Annotated in this window: 17 protein-coding genes and 1 other RNA gene; 9 read left to right on the top strand and 9 right to left on the bottom strand. The window is 61.8% G+C overall.

Annotated elements, in window-relative coordinates:
- Window positions 1–45 precede the first annotated feature (45 nt).
- The 7 genes from gcvT to LJX92_RS25735 form a co-directional block, all read right to left on the bottom strand.
- Window positions 46–1128 (bottom strand): glycine cleavage system aminomethyltransferase GcvT, encoded by a 1083-nt coding sequence (gene gcvT / locus LJX92_RS25705; RefSeq protein WP_005792381.1) that lies wholly within the window; start codon window positions 1126–1128, stop codon window positions 46–48.
- A gap of 156 nt (window positions 1129–1284) precedes the next feature.
- Window positions 1285–2901, bottom strand: a complete 1617-nt coding sequence (locus tag LJX92_RS25710) for an ABC transporter permease (RefSeq protein ID WP_228309101.1) — start codon at window positions 2899–2901, stop codon at window positions 1285–1287.
- 162 nt (window positions 2902–3063) lie between these two features.
- On the bottom strand, window positions 3064–4068 hold the full coding sequence (locus LJX92_RS25715; RefSeq protein WP_228309102.1) for an extracellular solute-binding protein: 1005 nt from the start codon (window positions 4066–4068) through the stop codon (window positions 3064–3066).
- A 160-nt stretch (window positions 4069–4228) separates the two neighbouring features.
- Window positions 4229–5446 (bottom strand): 2-octaprenyl-3-methyl-6-methoxy-1,4-benzoquinol hydroxylase, encoded by a 1218-nt coding sequence (locus LJX92_RS25720; protein ID WP_164699558.1) that lies wholly within the window; start codon window positions 5444–5446, stop codon window positions 4229–4231.
- Window positions 5447–5507: 61 nt separating this feature from the next.
- A complete protein-coding gene (gene ubiH / locus LJX92_RS25725) occupies window positions 5508–6695 on the bottom strand; it encodes a 2-octaprenyl-6-methoxyphenyl hydroxylase (RefSeq protein ID WP_078822596.1) in 1188 nt (395 codons plus the stop codon).
- On the bottom strand, window positions 6692–8014 hold the full coding sequence (gene pepP / locus LJX92_RS25730) for a Xaa-Pro aminopeptidase (RefSeq protein WP_032878828.1): 1323 nt from the start codon (window positions 8012–8014) through the stop codon (window positions 6692–6694). Before pepP ends, ubiH begins: the two co-directional genes overlap by 4 nt.
- Before the next feature lie 20 nt (window positions 8015–8034).
- The gene (locus tag LJX92_RS25735; protein WP_017739071.1) at window positions 8035–8592 is read right to left on the bottom strand and encodes a YecA family protein; all 558 of its coding nucleotides are present in this window, start codon (window positions 8590–8592) and stop codon (window positions 8035–8037) included.
- Window positions 8593–8730: 138 nt separating this feature from the next.
- Here LJX92_RS25735 and LJX92_RS25740 point away from each other — a divergent pair, with 138 nt between their 5' ends.
- The 4 genes from LJX92_RS25740 to LJX92_RS25755 all read left to right on the top strand — a co-directional run bounded on the left by LJX92_RS25740 (window position 8731) and on the right by LJX92_RS25755 (window position 10151).
- The gene (locus tag LJX92_RS25740) at window positions 8731–8940 is read left to right on the top strand and encodes a TIGR02449 family protein (RefSeq protein WP_003177365.1); all 210 of its coding nucleotides are present in this window, start codon (window positions 8731–8733) and stop codon (window positions 8938–8940) included.
- Window positions 8937–9254: a cell division protein ZapA gene (locus LJX92_RS25745; protein ID WP_005792389.1), complete on the top strand. Its 318-nt coding sequence runs from the start codon at window positions 8937–8939 to the stop codon at window positions 9252–9254. Before LJX92_RS25740 ends, LJX92_RS25745 begins: the two co-directional genes overlap by 4 nt.
- Window positions 9255–9284: 30 nt before the next feature.
- A non-coding RNA gene (gene ssrS / locus LJX92_RS25750) (6S RNA) lies at window positions 9285–9463 on the top strand.
- Window positions 9464–9521: 58 nt separating this feature from the next.
- Window positions 9522–10151 (top strand): 5-formyltetrahydrofolate cyclo-ligase, encoded by a 630-nt coding sequence (locus LJX92_RS25755; protein ID WP_032878825.1) that lies wholly within the window; start codon window positions 9522–9524, stop codon window positions 10149–10151.
- A 7-nt stretch (window positions 10152–10158) separates the two neighbouring features.
- Here the strand turns inward: LJX92_RS25755 and LJX92_RS25760 are convergent, their stop codons facing one another.
- The gene (locus LJX92_RS25760) at window positions 10159–10305 is read right to left on the bottom strand and encodes a hypothetical protein (RefSeq protein ID WP_005792392.1); all 147 of its coding nucleotides are present in this window, start codon (window positions 10303–10305) and stop codon (window positions 10159–10161) included.
- Window positions 10306–10499: 194 nt separating this feature from the next.
- On the opposite strand from LJX92_RS25760, the gene LJX92_RS25765 reads away from it, so the two are divergent.
- The 4 genes from LJX92_RS25765 (at window position 10500) to LJX92_RS25780 (ending at window position 15815) form a co-directional block, all read left to right on the top strand.
- Window positions 10500–10949 carry an EVE domain-containing protein gene (locus LJX92_RS25765; protein WP_228309103.1) on the top strand — a complete coding sequence of 150 codons (450 nt, stop codon included), beginning with the start codon at window positions 10500–10502 and terminating at the stop codon, window positions 10947–10949.
- A gap of 68 nt (window positions 10950–11017) precedes the next feature.
- Window positions 11018–11983: an HlyD family secretion protein gene (locus LJX92_RS25770; protein ID WP_032878823.1), complete on the top strand. Its 966-nt coding sequence runs from the start codon at window positions 11018–11020 to the stop codon at window positions 11981–11983.
- Entirely contained in the window at window positions 11980–14697 is a 2718-nt protein-coding gene (gene rbbA / locus LJX92_RS25775) for a ribosome-associated ATPase/putative transporter RbbA (protein WP_228309104.1), read from the top strand. Before LJX92_RS25770 ends, rbbA begins: the two co-directional genes overlap by 4 nt.
- The gene (locus LJX92_RS25780; RefSeq protein ID WP_228309105.1) at window positions 14697–15815 is read left to right on the top strand and encodes an ABC transporter permease; all 1119 of its coding nucleotides are present in this window, start codon (window positions 14697–14699) and stop codon (window positions 15813–15815) included. The genes rbbA and LJX92_RS25780 overlap by 1 nt, the downstream gene beginning before the upstream one ends.
- 41 nt (window positions 15816–15856) lie before the next feature.
- Here LJX92_RS25780 and LJX92_RS25785 read toward each other — a convergent pair whose 3' ends face one another.
- A complete protein-coding gene (locus LJX92_RS25785; protein ID WP_005792398.1) occupies window positions 15857–16264 on the bottom strand; it encodes a flagellar basal body-associated protein FliL in 408 nt (135 codons plus the stop codon).
- 150 nt (window positions 16265–16414) lie between these two features.
- On the opposite strand from LJX92_RS25785, the gene LJX92_RS25790 reads away from it, so the two are divergent.
- Complete coding sequence (locus LJX92_RS25790) at window positions 16415–17392, top strand: NADPH:quinone oxidoreductase family protein (protein ID WP_228309106.1); 978 nt, start codon at window positions 16415–16417, stop codon at window positions 17390–17392.
- The last annotated feature ends 102 nt before the right edge of the window (window positions 17393–17494 follow it).

The following is a 17494-nucleotide window of genomic DNA, read 5'->3' on the forward strand; positions in this document are numbered from 1 at the left end:
TCCTCAAGAAGAAATGTCAGCGGCCATTGGCCTGCCGGAAAATAGTTAGATCAAGGTTTTGCCATGGCGTACGAAGGTCGGCTTGACCACTCGAACCGGGTACCACTTGCCGCGGATTTCCACTTCGGCCCGGTCGGCAGTCGCCGCCGGTACGCGCGCCAGGGCAATGGATTTGCTTAGCGTAGGCGAGAAACTACCACTGGTGATCTCTCCTTCGCCAACATTGGCGATACGAACCACTTGGTGAGCGCGTAAAACTCCACGCTCTTCCAGCACCAGCCCGACCAATTTGAACTGCACACCGGCCGCCTTTTCCGCTTCCAGCGCAGCACGACCGATAAAATTGCGCCCGGCAGGTTCCCAGGCAATGCTCCAGGCCATATTGGCCGCGAGGGGCGATACCTGCTGATGGATATCCTGGCCGTACAGGTTCATGCCGGCCTCCAGGCGCAAGGTATCGCGGGCACCGAGGCCGATAGGTGAAATGCCCGCCCCCACCAGATCGTTGAAAAAACCCGGTGCCTGGTCGGCGGGCAGGACAATTTCCAGGCCGTCTTCGCCGGTGTAGCCGGTACGGGCGATAAACCAGTCGCCGTCGGCATGGCCTTCGAACGGCTTGAGCTGGTGGATCAGGATGCCACGGGACTGAGTCACCAGTTCGGCGATCTTATGCCGGGCATGAGGCCCTTGGATGGCAAGCATGGCCAATTCGGACCGCTCATGCAGCTGCACCTGGTAATCGCCCAGTTGCGCCTGCATCCAGGCCATATCCTGATCGCGGGTGGCGGCATTGACCACCAGCCGGTACCCGGTTTCGGTTCGGTAGACGATCATATCGTCCACCACTCCGCCTTGCTCGTTGAGCATGGCGCTGTACAGCGCACGGCCGCAGCCGTGCAATCGATCGACGTCATTGGCCAGCAGGTGCTGAAGCCATTCCTTGGCCTGAGGGCCGGTGACATCGATTACGGTCATATGAGATACATCGAACACCCCACAGTCGCGCCGCACCTGATGGTGTTCTTCAACCTGCGAGCCGTAATGCAAAGGCATATCCCAACCGCCAAAATCGACCATTTTCGCGCCGAGGGCGAGATGCAGGTCATACAAAGGCGTACGCTGTCCCATGGGTTTCTCCTTCCGGGCTTGGCGAAGGTGCGCAGAGCTGCCACTTGTGCCGAACACCTTGATTTACAAGGCCCGCAGCCACATACAGCAGGTCGATCCGAAAGACGGAGCGCACCGAATGCCGCGCATTGTAGCCTCATGCCGTAGGACTGGCACCTAACCGATTTGCCGAGCAGAGCGACGGATCAGCCCGATGACCGGCAACAACCCGACCAGCACCAGGGTCAACGCCGGCAAAGAAGCCCGCGCCCATTCACCTTCACTGGTCATCTCGAAGATCCGTACCGCCAGCGTGTCCCAGCCAAACGGGCGCATCAGCAATGTCGCGGGCATTTCCTTGAGTACATCCACGAACACCAGCAGCGCCGCGCTCAGGGTGCCGGGCAACAACAACGGCAGATACACTTTGCAAAACAGTCGTGGACCGCTCACCCCAAGGCTGCGTGCAGCTTCGGGCAATGACGGACGAATGCGCGCCAGGCTGTTTTCCAAAGGCCCGTAGGCCACTGCCAGGAACCGTACCAGGTAAGCCAGCACCAATGCCGACAGGCTGCCCAACAGCAAGGGCCTGCCCGCGCCGCCCAGCCAGCCGGACAGTGGCACCACCAGTTCGCGGTCCAGGTAGCTGAACGCCAGCATGATCGACACCGCCAGCACCGAGCCCGGCAAGGCATAACCGACATTGGCCAGGCTGATACCGGAGCGAATCGCCCGGGTCGGCGCCAGGCGGTTGGCAAAGGCCAGGATCATCGCCACGCTGACCGTAATCAGCGCGGCAATACCACCCAGGTAGAGGGTGTGGACGATCAGGCCCGTATAGCGCTCATCCAGGTCGAAGCGCCCGCGCTGCCAGAACCAGGCCACCAGTTGCAGCATCGGGATCAAAAACGCACAGGCAAATACCAGGCCGCACCAGGCGCTGGCCGCCACGGCCTTGAACCCGTGCAGGTGGTACAACGCCTTGCCGCGTGGCCGCTCATTGCTCGGTCGGCTGGCCCCGCGCGCGCGCCGCTCGCCATACAGCACCAACATCACAACCAGCAGCAACAGGCTGGCCAGTTGCGCGGCGCTGGAAAGGCTGAAAAAGCCATACCAGGTTTTGTAGATAGCCGTGGTGAAGGTATCGAAATTGAACACCGAGACGGCGCCGAAATCTGCCAGGGTCTCCATCAACGCCAGGGCCACACCGGCACCAATCGCTGGTCGCGCCATCGGCAACGCCACGCGCCAGAATGCTTGCCATGGCGATTGCCCCAATACCCGCGCCGCTTCCATCAAACCCTTGCCCTGGGCCAGAAACGCAGAACGTGCCAGCAGGTAAACGTAGGGATAGAACACCAGCACCAACACGATGATCACGCCGCTGGTGGAGCGCACTCGCGGCAAGCGCAGCCCATTGCCGAACCATTCGCGCAGCAGGGTTTGCACGGGCCCTGCAAAGTCCAGCAGACCGACGAACACGAAGGCCAGCACATAAGCCGGGATCGCAAAGGGCAGCATCAGCGCCCAATCGAGCCAACGTCGCCCGGGGAATTCGCAGAGGCTGGTCAACCAGGCCAGGCTGACGCCCAGCAGCGTCACACCAATACCGACACCGAGTACCAGGGTCAGGGTGTTGCCCAGCAAGCGCGGCATCTGGGTGTCCCAGAGGTGGGACCAGATCTGGTGGTCGATGCTTTGCCAGGACAGCAGCAGCACGCTCAGCGGCAGCAGCACCAGGGCGGCGACGGTGAAGACCGGCAGGTACCAGCGGCGTTGGGCGGGGTGGGCCAAGGAAAAGCTCTCTATAGAACAGACTATTCGAAGACAAACACAAAACAATGTGGGAGGGGGCTTGCTCCCGATAGCGGAGTGCCAGTCAATGATGATTAGACTGATACCCCGCTATCGGGGGCAAGCCCCCTCCCACATTTAGATCTGTGGCAATTTACACATTCAGTTCCAGCCAGCGCGATCCATCAGGCGAATGGCTTCAGCCTGGCGCTTGCCCGCCACTTCTACCGGTAAGGTATCGGCCACGAACTTGCCCCAGCTCGCCACTTCCGCCGATGGCGGTACCGCCGGGTTGGCCGGAAATTCCTGGTTCACGTCGGCAAAGATTTTCTGCGCCTCAGGCGTGGTCATCCACTCCACCAGTGCCTTGGCCGCTTGCGGGTGCGGCGCGTGCCTGGTCAGGCCGATGCCCGACAGGTTCACATGCACGCCACGGTCGCCCTGGTTCGGCCAGAACAGTTTCACCGCCAGATCCGGCTTCTGCTTGTGCAGGCGGCCGTAGTAGTAGGTATTGACGATACCCACGTCGCACTGTCCGGCATTGATGGCTTCCAGCACGGCGATGTCATCGGAGAACACGTCGGTGGACAGGTTGTTGACCCAGCCCTTGACGATCTCTTCGGTCTTGGCCGCGCCATGGGTTTCGATCAACGTGGCGGTCAGTGACTGGTTGTAGACTTTTTTCGCGGTACGCAGGCACAGGCGGCCTTCCCATTGCTTGTCTGCCAGGGCTTCGTAGGTGGTCAGTTCGCCCGGTTTCACCCGCTCGGTGGAATAGGCGATAGTGCGCGCACGCAGGCTCAAGCCGGTCCAGGCGTGGGCCGATGAGCGATATTGCAGCGGGATATTCTTGTCGATCACAGCGGAAGTGAACGGTTGCAGGATGCCCATTTGCTCGGCCTGCCAGAGGTTGCCGGCGTCGACGGTGAGCAGCAGATCGGCGGTGGCGTTCTCGCCCTCGGCCTTGATGCGCTGCATCAGCGGCGCTTCCTTGTCGGTGATGAACTTGACCTGCACCCCGGTCTTCTGGGTGTAGGCATCGAATACCGGCTTGATCAGCTCATCGATGCGCGAGGAGTAGACCACGACTTCGTCGGCTGCCTGCACGGTGGTGCTGCCGATCAGGGTAAGTGCCAGGGCAGTCAGGAGGCGCTTGGGTGCCAACATGGGTGCGGTCTCTCATTTGCAAATTGAGGGCAAATGATAAGGACTCACATTTGGTAACGCTCGGCGGAGGCGTTACCAGATGTTGCACAGCCCGAATATGCGCGAGGGTTGAGGGCCTCATCGGGGGCAAGCCCCCTCCCACAGGGGACTGTGTTTCAATTCAGGGTTTAGCGAGTTCTGGTAGATCGCCAGTCAAACCTAGCGCCTGGCGCACAAACACTGCCTTGGCTTCGGGCATCTGGTCGACGATTTTCAGACCGGCATTACGCAGCCAGCGCAGCGGCAGTTGATCCGCCTGGAACAAGCGCTCAAAGCCTTCCATTGCCGCCATCAACGCCAGGTTGTGAGGCATGCGACGCCGCTCGTAACGACTCAGGACCTTAACATCTGCCAGGCGCTCGCCGCGCTCGGTGGCCGCCAACAACACCTCGGCCAATACCGCCGCATCAAGAAAGCCCAGGTTCACGCCCTGCCCCGCCAACGGGTGAATAACGTGGGCAGCATCACCGATCAGTGCCAGGCCTTCGGCCACGTAGCGTTTGGCATGGCGCTGGCGTAACGGCACGCAAACTCGCGGGTCGGCGCTGATCACAGTGCCCAGGCGCCCTTCGAAGGCGCGCTCCAGCTCCCGGCAGAAGCGTTCATCATCCAGGGCCATCAGGCGCTCGGACTCAGCCGGCGTGGTCGACCAGACAATCGAGCACCAGTCTTCCTGCCCATCCCGTACCAGCGGCAGGAACGCCAGCGGGCCGGTATCGGTAAAGCGTTGCCAGGCCGTGCGCTGGTGCGGCTGGCTGCTGCGCACGCTGGTGACGATCGCGTTATGCAGGTAATCCCACTCGCGGGTCGGGGTGCCGGTCAGGCGGCGTACTGCGGAGTTGGCGCCATCGGCGGCTACCACCAGCGGCGCACGCAACTTGCGCCCATCAGCCAGGGTCAGCAGCCAGTCATCGCCGGAGCGGCGCATCTGTTCCAGGCGCGCATTGGCCAGCAGGCCGAGGTCGCAGTCGTGCAAGCGCTCCAGCAAAGCATCCTGCACTACGCGGTTTTCGACGATATGCCCGAGCACCTCGGCATGCACGCTGGCTGCCGAAAAGTGAATCTGCCCGGTACCGCTGCCGTCCCACACCTGCATCTCGCCGTAAGGGCTGGCGCGACGCTCGACGATGCCGTCCCACACGCCCAGGCGTTCGAGGATGCGCTGGCTGGCAGCGGACAACGCGCTCACCCGCGGTTCAAATGCCGCATCCGGCTCGAACGGTTTGACGCTTAGCGGGCTGCCGTCGAGCAGCAGCACCTGCAAGCCGCTGCCCTGCAATGCCAGCGCCAGGGCGCTTCCGACCATTCCGGCCCCGACAATCAGCACATCTGCGCGCATGTCCATGCTTTAAGCCTTGTCTCGTGTGCGGCACAGGCCGCCAATAAAGTGATGGGCCGGCTCAAACATCGGAGCGCACCCCCAGCCCCATGGCCTGGCGGGCGAACCAGCGTTTGGCCGGCGGCAACAGATCCAGGCCGAGCAAGCCCAGGTTACGGCCCAGCGCCATTAGCGGCTGGCCGCTGCCAAACAAGCGTGTGACCTGATCGGAAAAGCCTACGGTCAGTTGTTGGTCCAGGCGCTGGCGATCCCGATAGCCTTGCAACGTCGCCAGGTCACCTGGCACTGCCGGGCCGGCCAACAAGGCTTCGGCCAAGGCATTGGCATCGCGCAGGGACAGGTTGAACCCCTGCCCGGCAATCGGGTGCAGGCTGTGGGCGGCATTGCCGAGGACCGCAAGATGCGAGCGCACTTGCTCTTCAGCTTCCACCAGGGTCAGCGGGTACAGATGACGGGCGCCCACTTGCTTGAGGGTGCCCAGGCGATAACCGAATACGCCCTGCAACTCGCTCAGGAAGCTGCGCTCGTCAAGGTCGGCCAGGCGCTGGGCGTCCATGCCGATGCGGGTCCAGACCAGCGCACAGCGGTTGTCCGGCAGCGGCAGCAAGGCCATCGGCCCCTCATCGGTAAAGCGCTCGAACGCTTCGCCATTGTGGGCTTCGCTCGGGGTGATATTGGCGATCAGTGCGCTCTGGTTGTAGGGCCGGGTCTTCACGCCAATGCCCAGTTGCTCGCGCAGGCCGGAGCGGCCGCCGTCGGCCAACACCGCGAGGTCGCATTCCAGCACGGTTTCATCGTTGAGGGTCAGGCGATAGCCATCAGGCAGCGGCTCCATGCGCGTGACTTCCGCGGGGCAGCGCCAGCTGACGACGTCTTTATCCAGGCCTTGCCACAGGCATTGGCCCAGCCAGGCGTTTTCCACCACATAGCCCAGGGCCGGTACGCCCTCTTCCATGGCGGACAAGCGCGCGGTAGAGAAACGCCCGCGGTCCGATACGTGGATCTGCTTGATCGGTTCGGCGCGGCGGGCAATGTCCTGCCACAGGCCCAGACGCTGATAAATCTGGCGGGCACCAAAGGACAGCGCCGAAGAACGCGCATCATAACTGGGCTGGTAGCTGTCGCCCGGGGCAAAGGGTTCGATCAGCACGATCTTCCAGCCACGTGCCTTGGCCCCAGCCTGCAACGCCAGGGCCAGGCTGGCACCCACCAGGCCACCACCAATAATCGCCAGGTTGACCCGGCTCATCGGGCAGCCGCCATCAGTGCTTCGATCTCGGCAACGGTCTTGGGCACCGCGCCGGTCAGGATTTCACAGCCTTGCTTGGTCACTATCACGTCATCCTCGATGCGTACGCCAATGCCACGCCATTTCTTTGCCACGTTCTGGTTGTCCGGGGAAATATAGATGCCCGGTTCCACGGTCAAGGCCATGCCGACTTCCAGCACTCGCCATTCACCGCCGACCTTGTACTCGCCCACATCATGCACATCCATGCCCAGCCAGTGGCCGGCGCGGTGCATGTAGAAAGCGCGGTAGGCTTCGCTGGCGATCAGTTCGTCAACGTCACCTTGCAGCAACCCCAACTTCACCAAGCCGGCGGTGATGACCTGCACGGTAGCCTCATGGGCCTGGTTCCAATGCTTGTTCGGTGCGATCTGCTTGAAGGCGGCTTCCTGGGAGGCCAGCACAATCTCGTAGATCGCCTTTTGCTCAGGCGAAAACTTGCCGTTGACCGGCCAGGTGCGGGTGATGTCGCTGGCGTAGCAGTCGATCTCACAACCGGCGTCGATCAGCACCAGGTCGCCATCCTTGAGCAGCGCGTCATTCTGCTGGTAATGCAGGATGCAGCTGTTGCGTCCGGCGGCGACGATGGAACCGTAGGCTGGCATTTTCGCACCGCCCTTACGGAACTCGTAATCCAACTCGGCCTCCAGGCTGAACTCATGCAAACCCGCACGGCTGGCCTGCATCGCCCGCACATGGGCCGCGCAGGAAATGCGCGCTGCTTCGCGCATCACCCTCACCTCTGCCGCCGATTTATACAGGCGCATGTCGTGCAGCAGATGATCCAGGGCAACGAATTCGTTCGGTGGCTGGGCGCCCAGGTGCGCCTTGGAGCGGATCACGTTGATCCACTCCATCACATGCCGGTCGAATTCGGCATTGCTGCCCATGGCCGAATATACCCGGTCGCGGCCTTCGATCAGGCCGGGCAGGATGTCGTCGATATCAGTGATAGGGAATGCGTCGTCGGCGCCAAAGTCGCGGATCGCGCCTTCAGTGCCGGCGCGCAGGCCGTCCCACAGCTCGCGCTCAGCGTTGCGCTCACGGCAGAACAACACGTATTCGCCATGCTGGCGACCGGGCATCAGCACGATCACCGCTTCGGGCTCGGGGAAACCGCTCAGGTACTGGAAGTCGCTGTCCTGGCGGTACACGTGCTCGACATCGCGGTTGCGGATGGCCACGGCGGCTGCCGGCAGGATCGCGATGCTGTTGGGTTCCATCTGCGCCATGAGCGCCTTGCGGCGACGGGTGTATTCCGCTTTGGGGATATGAATCATGGGCAGATGGGGTTCCTTTCTTAATGCAGCGAAGGCTTGGGTGCAGCAGGTTCAGCAGACTTTTTGGTCTCGGTGAACAGCAGCAACGGCGCGACGCGCAGGTATTCCATCACTTCCATGTAGTCGCCTTCGCCGTCTTCGGACTCTTCCAGAGCATCTTGCACCTGGGAGATGGCTGCCAGATCCTGCAGCACTTCCTTGGCGTCGGTGCTCAGCTCCAGGCCACCGGCGTTCACGCCGAAACCGTGGAGGAAACCCTGGCACCACTGGCCCAGGGCAGCAGCACGCTCGGTGAGTGGGGCGTCGTCGGTCGGCAGCAGCAGAACCACGGTGACGTCGTCACCGGTCAGCTCGCCCTTGACCATCTCTTGCAGGCCGATCAGCGCGTTACGCACGTTTTCGGTCGGTTCGGTTTCCAGCAGCTCGGCCACGTCGGCCAGCCAGTTGTCGGCATCAAAGCCCACGCCGGTGCAGCTGCGGCCCAACAGCACGCCGTGCAGTTCGGCAGGCGAGCATGGGTGACCGCTGGTGCTCAGCAGTTTGGAAAAAGCGTCGTACGGGGAATTCTGAATGGGCATGGTGAGCTAGGCGCCAGACGGCGCAATGTCTAGAATGGAGCGCTGTATCCTAGCACCGGCAGACGCACCAAGACTATCGAGGGCGTCAGATCGTTTATCCTGCAGTTGCCATTCATCAGACAAATCCAGTGGAACCCAATGGAAGACACCGACCTGCAAGCGCTGATGGCCAGACTCGAACTGCTAATTGATCGGGTCGAGCAACTAAAGAGTCAAAACGGACTCCTATTAGCTCAGGAAAAGACCTGGCGCGAGGAACGCGCTCACCTCATTGAAAAAAACGAAATCGCCCGGCGTAAGGTCGAATCGATGATTTCGCGCCTGAAGGCCCTGGAGCAAGACTCATGAGTTCAAGCAATAGCGTTACCGTGCAGATCCTCGACAAAGAATATTCGATCATCTGCCCCCAGGAAGAACGCAGCAATCTGGTGAGCGCTGCGCGTTACCTGGACGGCAAGATGCGTGAAATCCGCAGCAGCGGCAAAGTGATCGGCGCCGACCGCATCGCCGTGATGGCCGCGCTGAATATCACCCACGATCTGCTGCACAAGCAGGAACGCCCTGACGTGCAGGCCAGCGGCTCGACCCGCGAGCAAGTGCGTGACCTGCTCGAGCGCGTGGATCTGGTGCTTTCCACCGATTCCGACGCACCCAAGGGCTGATTGCCGAGTCTGTTTAAGGTATACTCGCCCCACTCCCTGGCGTGTTTGCCAGTCGGCGATGTCCCTGAGCCGATTCGCACTACCCTGGAAGTTGCACGTTGGGCTGGTGTGCATGTCCGCTAGACGGAAAGCCTTAAAGCCTACTGCTTCTTCCACCTTGAACTTTCGGGTTCAAGGGCTAAGTCGACAGCGGCTCTGTCGGGGAGCCTGAATTCCCAAACTCAATGCCAGTCCCAGGACTGGCATTGTTTTATGAGCCGATAAGCCATGACCGAACCTGCGCCGCTGTCCCGTCCGCAACTTCGACGCATGTTGCGCAAGGCCCGCCGTGCCCTCACGCCGAGCGAGCAGCGCCAGGCCGCCCTTGGCCTGTACCGGCAACTGGCGCAGCACCCGCTGTTTCGCCGGGCCAAACATATTTCCTTATACCTGCCGACGGACGGCGAAATCGATCCGCGCCTGCTGCTGCGCGCGGCGCAGCGCCGTGGCAAGGCCACCTATCTGCCGGTACTGAGTGCCTGGCCGCGCACCAAGATGGTGTTCCAGCGCGTGCGGCCTGGGGATAAGTTGTCGCCCAACCGCTTTGGCATTCTTGAGCCGCGGGTCAATGTCCACCAGCAGCGCAAAGTCTGGGCGCTCGACCTGGTGCTGTTGCCGTTAGTGGGGTTCGATAGCGAAGGCGGACGCCTGGGCATGGGTGGCGGATTCTACGACCGCAGCCTGGCCTACCTGGCCAGGCGCAAAAGCTGGCGCAAGCCGACCTTGCTGGGGTTGGCCCATGAATGTCAGCAGGTAGACCGCTTGGCGCAGGCAAGTTGGGACGTGCCGCTGGCGGGCACTGTCACCGATAAGCACTGGTATGTTGCACAAACGTCGCTGGAACCAGCGACGCCTTGAAGCCTTATTAACGCTTGAATTGTTGCTGCACTGGCGAGAGTTCAACCGGTGCGTCGGCCTTGTTCGACCACAAGCTCTGGGCATACCCGGTGGTCACAACGCCCAGACCAAACAAAATAACCAAAATCCATAGTAAATCCGGTTTACGTTGCATCGATTGCCCCCCTTCAGGCACCTCGTACACGATGACAACAACGTTCCAAAGTAGTCCGTTGCAGCTGCGCCAAGCCTAAAAGCGCGCATTCTGCGGTAACGTGAACCAACACGCAAACCTTGACGCCAACCGACTGTCGGTTTGTCATGCAATTGCCCGACAACTTGCCCAATGCCTTTTTCAGGAGCCCAAAAATGGCCTACTGGCTGATGAAATCCGAGCCTGACGAATTGTCCATCGAGGACCTGGAAAAGCTCGGCGAAGCGCGCTGGGATGGGGTTCGCAACTATCAGGCGCGCAACTTTCTGCGCGCCATGGCGGTGGGCGATGAGTTTTTCTTCTATCACTCCAGCTGTCCGGAGCCAGGGATTGCCGGCATCGGCAAAATCGTCGAGGCCGCCTACCCGGATCCTACAGCGCTGGAACCGGACAGCCATTATTTCGACTCCAAGGCCAGTGCGGAGAAAAATCCGTGGAGTGCCATCACCGTGGGCCACGTCAACACCTTCCCCAAGGTGCTGGGCCTGGGCTATCTAAAGCAGCAAACCGCTCTTGCCGAAATGCCGCTGGTGCAGAAAGGCAGCCGGCTTTCGGTCATGGCGGTCACGCCTGAACAATGGGCGGCCATCCTTCAGCTGCTTTAACTGACCGATATCAAGACCCTCACGGGCCAAACCCATCACACTGGACGCTAACGCCGCAGGATGCAGCCATGTCTACGAACCACCATACGTCCCGTCTGTTCGCCATCGCCCTGATCGTCCTCTTGCTGGGGGCGGGGGCCTTTGGCTACTGGCGTTCGACCCAGGACCGCCTGCCCGAGGGCTTGAGCATGGGCAATGGGCGCCTGGAGTCCACCGAAGTGCAAATCGCCGCCAAGATCCCCGGGCGCCTGGCCGAAGTGCACGTGGATGAAGGCGACAAAGTGCTCAAGGGCCAGTTGCTGGCACGCATGGACACCCGCACCCTGCAAGCCCAGCGCGCCCAGGCCGAAGCAGAGGTGTTACGCGCCAGGGAAAACTTCGCCTCTGCTGAAGCCAACGTGCAGTTGCGCCAAAGCGAGCAACTGCTGGCCAGCCAGGAACTCAAGCGCACCCAAGAGCTGTACCGGCGCGGCTTTGCCAGCAGCCAATTGATCGACCAGCAGCAAGCTCGCCAGAACACCGGCAATGCGGCGGTGATCGCGGCCCAAGCCCAAGTCAACGCAGTGAAGGCCGCGATCGGTGCGGCCCAGGCCCAAGTCGCCCAACTCACCAGCGAAATCGACGACAGCAGCCTGCGTGCGCCCATCGACGGCATCATCCAATTGCGCTTGGCCGAGCCGGGCGAAGTGCTCGGCGCGGGTGGTCGCGTGTTGCTGCTGATTGACCCCAATGACCAGTACATGAATCTCTACCTGCCCGCCTCCGTCACCGGCCGCCTGACCGTCGGCAGTGAAGCACGCATCCTGCTCGACGCCCTGCCCCAGCAAGCGCTGCCGGCCAAAATCAGTTTTGTCGCGGCCAAATCCCAGTTCACTCCCAAGGAAGTCGAAACCCGCGATGAGCGGCAAAAACTGGTGTTCCGCGTCAAATTGCGCCTGACTCAGCCCAGCGCCGTGCCACAAGCCAAACCGGGCATGCCCGGCGCGGGCTATGTACGCACGGCCGATGTCGACTGGCCGGCCAACCTGCAATGAGCGGCCTGGCGCTGCACGCCACGGGGATCAACCACCGCTACGGCAAGCAACAGGCACTGCTCGACGTTGCCTTCAGCTTGCCAGCCGGTACCCGCTGCGGGTTGATAGGTCCGGACGGCGCCGGCAAGTCGAGCCTGCTGGGTCTGATCGCCGGGGTTAAAAAGCTGCAGGAGGGCCAGTTGCAGGTGCTCGGCGGTTCCATCCAAGACCGTCGCCACCGCAATAGCCTGTACGCGCGCATTGCCTTTATGCCCCAGGGCCTGGGCGGCAATCTGTACCCCGAGCTGTCCATCAGCGAGAACATCCGTTTCTTCGCCACCTTGTTCGGCCTGTCGAAAGCCGATTGCGACCAGCGCATGCACAACCTGCTGCTCGCCACCGACCTCGCACGCTTTGCCGAGCGCCCGGCAGGCAAGCTCTCTGGCGGCATGAAACAGAAGCTCGGCTTGTGCTGCGCACTGATCCATGATCCGGACCTGTTGATCCTCGACGAACCCACCACCGGCGTCGACCCGCTGTCCCGCCGGCGTTTCTGGGAGCTGGTAGATAGCGTACGCAGTGAGCGCCCGCAACTGACACTGCTGGTGGCCACCGCCTACATGGAAGAGGCCGAGCAATTCGAGCATTGCCTGATGCTCGACCGTGGCAGGTTGATCGCCGATGGACTGAGCCGCGAACTGGCGGCGATAACGCCCAGCGGCAAGCTGGATGAGGCCTTCACCCACTTCCAGGGCGACAGTGCTCACGACAGCCAGCCACTGGTAATTCCACCGCGCACAGGCGGCAACGCCGATATCGCTATCCAAGCCCACGACCTGACCCTGCGCTTTGGCGATTTCACCGCGGTGAACAACGTCAGCTTTGCCATTGGCCGCGGCGAGATCTTCGGCTTCCTCGGTTCCAACGGTTGCGGCAAGACCACCACCATGAAAGTGCTGACCGGGCTGATGCCGGCCACCGAGGGCAGTGCAATCCTGCTGGGCAAGCCGGTGGACGCCAAGGACCTGGCGACCCGCAAGCGCGTAGGTTTCATGTCGCAGAGCTTCTCGCTGTATGGCGAACTGAGCGTGCGCCAGAACCTGGTGCTGCATGCGCAGCTGTTCGACTTGCCCAAGGCCGACAGCGGTCCGCGCATTGATGAACTGATCCAACGTTTCGACCTGGGTGAAGTGGCCGAACAGCCCTCCGGCGAGTTACCCCTTGGCCTGCGCCAGCGTTTGTCCTTGGCGGTTGCGGTGCTGCATCGCCCGGAAGTGCTGATCCTCGATGAGCCCACCTCGGGTGTCGACCCGGCGGCACGGGATGATTTCTGGCGGTTGCTGATCGAGTTGTCGCGCCAACAAGGCGTGACCATCTTCCTGTCCACCCACTTTATGAACGAAGCCCAGCGCTGCGACCGCATCTCCTTGATGCATGCCGGCAAGGTGTTGGCCTGCGACACGCCCGAGGCGCTGCAACAGCAGTTCCACGGCGATACCCTGGAGGCGGCTTTCGTCACCTGCCTGGAGCAGGCCCAGGGCGAACCCGAATCCAGCGCGCCCCGTGCAACGGTCAACGATGCCCACACGCCGCCCGCGAGCAAACACGGCTTCAGCCTGGCGCGGTGGTTAGCCGTGGCCAGCCGCGAAGGCAAGGAGCTGCTGCGCGACAAGGTACGCATGGCCTTCGCCCTGCTCGGGGCGATGTTCATGATGGTGATCTTCGGCTACGGGATTTCCCTGGACGTGGAAAACCTCGCCTTCGCCGTCTACGACCAGGACCAGACCCCGCAAAGCCGCGCCTATCTAGAGGCATTTCGCAGTTCGCGCTATTTCGCCGAGCAAGCACCCATTCGCGACGCCAACGAATTGCACCGGCGCCTGCAACGTTCGGAAATCAAGCTGGCCCTGGAGATCCCACCCGGCTTTGGCCGTGACCTCTACGCCGGCCGCCAGCCCACCGTCGCGGCCTGGCTCGACGGCGGCATGCCGTTTCGCGCTGAAACCAGCCGCAACTACGTGGAGGCCGTGCACCAGGACAACCTTGCGCAACTGGCTGAACTCAGTAGCTTACCCTTGAACAACCGGGCCGCCGTCAAGCTTGAAACACGCTTTCGCTACAACCAGGACGTGGTCAGCGTGAATGCCATTGGCCCTGGCGTGATGGCGCTGATCCTGGCGTTCATTCCGGCCATGCTCACCGCCCTCGGCATTGTGCGCGAGAAGGAGCTGGGGTCGATCACCAACTTCTATGCCACACCACTGACGCGCCTGGAGTTCCTGTTGGGTAAACAGGCGCCCTATCTGGTCGTCAGCCTGGTCAACCTGGCACTGCTAGTGGCGATGAACCGCTGGTTGTTCGGTGTACCGTTCAAAGGCAGCGGCCTGACCCTGGCTTTTGGTGGCCTGTTGTACGTGCTGGCGACCACGAGCATGGGTCTGCTGATCTCGGCGTTCACCCGCACCCAGATCGCGGCGATCCTCGGCACCATGATCATCACCAGCCTGCCGACCATCCAGTTTTCCGGGCTGATCGTGCCGCGTTCGTCCCTGGAAGGTGCGGCGGCGCTGATGGGCATGCTGTTTCCGGCCGGGCACTTTCTGGATATTGCGGTGGGCACCTTCACCAAGGCCCTGGACCTGCGCCAGTTGTGGCCACAATGCCTGGCCTTGTTCGGATTTTTCGTCGGTTTTACCGGGCTGAGCCTGGTGATGCTCAAGAAGCAGGAGGCCTGATGCACAAGCTCGCCCATATCCTGCGCCTGGGGCTCAAGGAACTCACCAGCCTGCGCCACGACAGCGTGTTGCTGCTGTTTCTGGCCTACGCCTTCACCGTGGCGATCTACATGCCCGCTGCCGGTTCAGTGATTGGCGTGCACAACGCCAGCGTGGCCTTTGTCGATGAAGATCACAGCGCGCTCTCGCGGCAAATGGCCGAGGCCCTGCAACCACCGGAATTCCAGGCGCCGGCGCCACTGGCCTACGACCAGCTGGACAGGGTCATGGACAGCGGCCAATACACCTTCGTCGTCAATGTACCGGCGAATTTCCAGGCCGACCTGTTGGCGGGGCGCCAGCCGGGGGTGCAGGTGAACGTTGATGCCACGGCGATGAGCCAGGCATTCATGGGTGCGGGTTACATCGGGCGGATTTTCCAACGCGAACTGCTGACCTACAGCAGCCAGGCCGATGCTGCCGGCAAAGCTCCGGCCCTGCTGACCACCCGGGCGTTGTTCAATACCAACCTGGAAGGTGGCTGGTTCCTGGCGGTGATCCAGATCGTCAACAACATCACCATCCTCGCCATCGTGCTGACCGGCACCGCGCTGCTGCGCGAACGCGAGCACGGCACCCTCGACCATCTGCTGGTGCTGCCCCTGACCGCGCTGGAGATCATGCTGGCAAAAATCTGGAGCAACATGCTGGTGGTGGTGTTGTGTACGTGGCTGTCCCTGGAACTGGTGGTCAAAGGCTTGCTCGGCGTGCCGCTGGCCGGGTCATTGGGCCTGTTCCTGCTGGTGACGGCCCTGTATTTATTTGCGAGTACTGCGTTGGGGATCTTCCTCGCCACTCTCGCCCGCTCGACGCCGCAGTTCGGCCTGCTGGCGATCCCGGTGATCATTCCCATGCTGTTGCTCTCTGGCGGCAGTACGCCGCTGGATAGCATGCCCGAATGGTTGCAGTGGGTGATGCAGGGCTCGCCATCGACGCATTTTGTAAGCTTGAGTGCAGCGATTCTATTCAGGGATGCGGGGTTGAGCGTGGTGTGGCCAGACTTGCTGGCCCTGACGGCGATTGGCTTGGTGTTTTTTGCGGTGGCGTTGGCGCGGTTTCGCAAGAGCCTGGCTTCCTGAGACGCCTGGCAGGACCTCGCGAATGGCGCTAAGCGCCGGCTTTACTGGATGATCAGATTGTTGAAGAGCAAATCTTCCACCATCGGCTTGCCGGTCTCGTCATTCATCACTTGCTGGGTTTGTTTCAGGGCTTCCTGACGCAGCTTTTCCTTGCCTTCGACCGTACTCATGGCCTCGCTGGTCTGCTGGGTAAACAGCGCCACCAGCTGGTTGCGGATCAACGGATCGTTGGCTTTGACCGCCGCAGCTGCTTCGGTGCCGGTCACGCGCAGGGCGATATCGGCCTTGTAAACCTTGAGTTTGGCCGTGCCATCCAGGCCGTAGTTACCCACAAACGGCGGGGTCAGGCTGATATAGCTGACTTTCGGCGCCTCGCCTTCCTTGGCTTCTTCGGCCTGGACGGCCATCGGCAATGTCAGGGCCAGCATCAACAGGATCCACGCTTTCACAGTTCATTCCTCGAATTCGTTTGCCCGGTAGCATAACGCTAGCAAGGCTGAGCACAAGCTTATGGGGGCTTATCAGGCGCGGGTATGCTCGTTGACCCACGGGCGCACCCTCCTACACTTATCGGCCACGATGCCAAAAGGAATAGTCCGATGAAAGCTGTGCTGTGCAAAGCCTTCGGCCCCGCCGAAACCCTGGTGCTGGAAGAGATCGCCAGCCCTGCGATCAAGAAGAACGAAATCCTGCTGGACGTGCACGCGGCCGGGGTGAACTTCCCGGATACCCTGATCATCGAGGGCAAGTACCAGTTCAAGCCGCCCTTTCCATTCTCACCCGGTGGCGAAGCGGCGGGCGTGGTCAGCGAGGTGGGTGAGAAAGTCAGCCACTTGAAGGTCGGTGACCGCGTAATGGCGTTGACCGGTTGGGGCAGCTTTGCCGAGCAGGTCGCGGTGCCTGGCTATAACGTGCTGCCGATTCCGCCGAGCATGGACTTCAACATCGCCGCCGCCTTCAGCATGACCTACGGCACCTCGATGCACGCGCTTAAACAGCGCGCCAACCTGCAACCCGGTGAGACCCTGCTGGTGCTAGGCGCCTCCGGCGGTGTGGGCCTGGCCGCGGTGGAAATCGGCAAGGCCATGGGCGCACGCGTGATCGCCGCCGCCAGCAGCGCCGACAAACTCGCGGTGGCCAAGGCGGCCGGGGCTGATGAGTTGATCAACTACAGCGAAACCAGCCTCAAGGACGAGATCAAACGCCTCACCGACGGCAATGGCGCGGATGTGATCTACGACCCGGTGGGCGGCGACCTGTTTGACCAGGCCGTCCGCGCCATCGCCTGGAACGGCCGCCTGCTGGTAGTGGGGTTTGCCAGCGGGCGCATTCCCGAATTGCCGGTGAACCTGGCATTGCTCAAGGGCGCGGCGGTAGTTGGGGTGTTCTGGGGCTCGTTTGCCCAGCGCCAGCCGCAGGATAACGCGGCGAATTTTCAGCAGTTGTTCACGTGGTATGCCGAGGGCAAGTTGAAGCCGTTGGTGTCGCAGGTGTATCCGCTGGAGCAGGCTGCCCAGGCGATTAATGACCTGGGGCAGCGCAAGGCAGTGGGTAAAATAGTTGTCCAAACCCGATAACACACCTGAAATGCAATCCATGTGGGAGCTGGCTTGCCTGCGATAGCGGTGGGTCAGCTACTACAGATGAACCTGAAAAACCGCCATCGCAGGCAAGCCAGC

Origin of the sequence: Pseudomonas sp. HN8-3 (genome assembly GCF_020790195.1) — a bacterium.
In the GTDB taxonomy this organism is placed as follows: Bacteria; Pseudomonadota; Gammaproteobacteria; order Pseudomonadales; family Pseudomonadaceae; genus Aquipseudomonas; species Aquipseudomonas synxantha_A.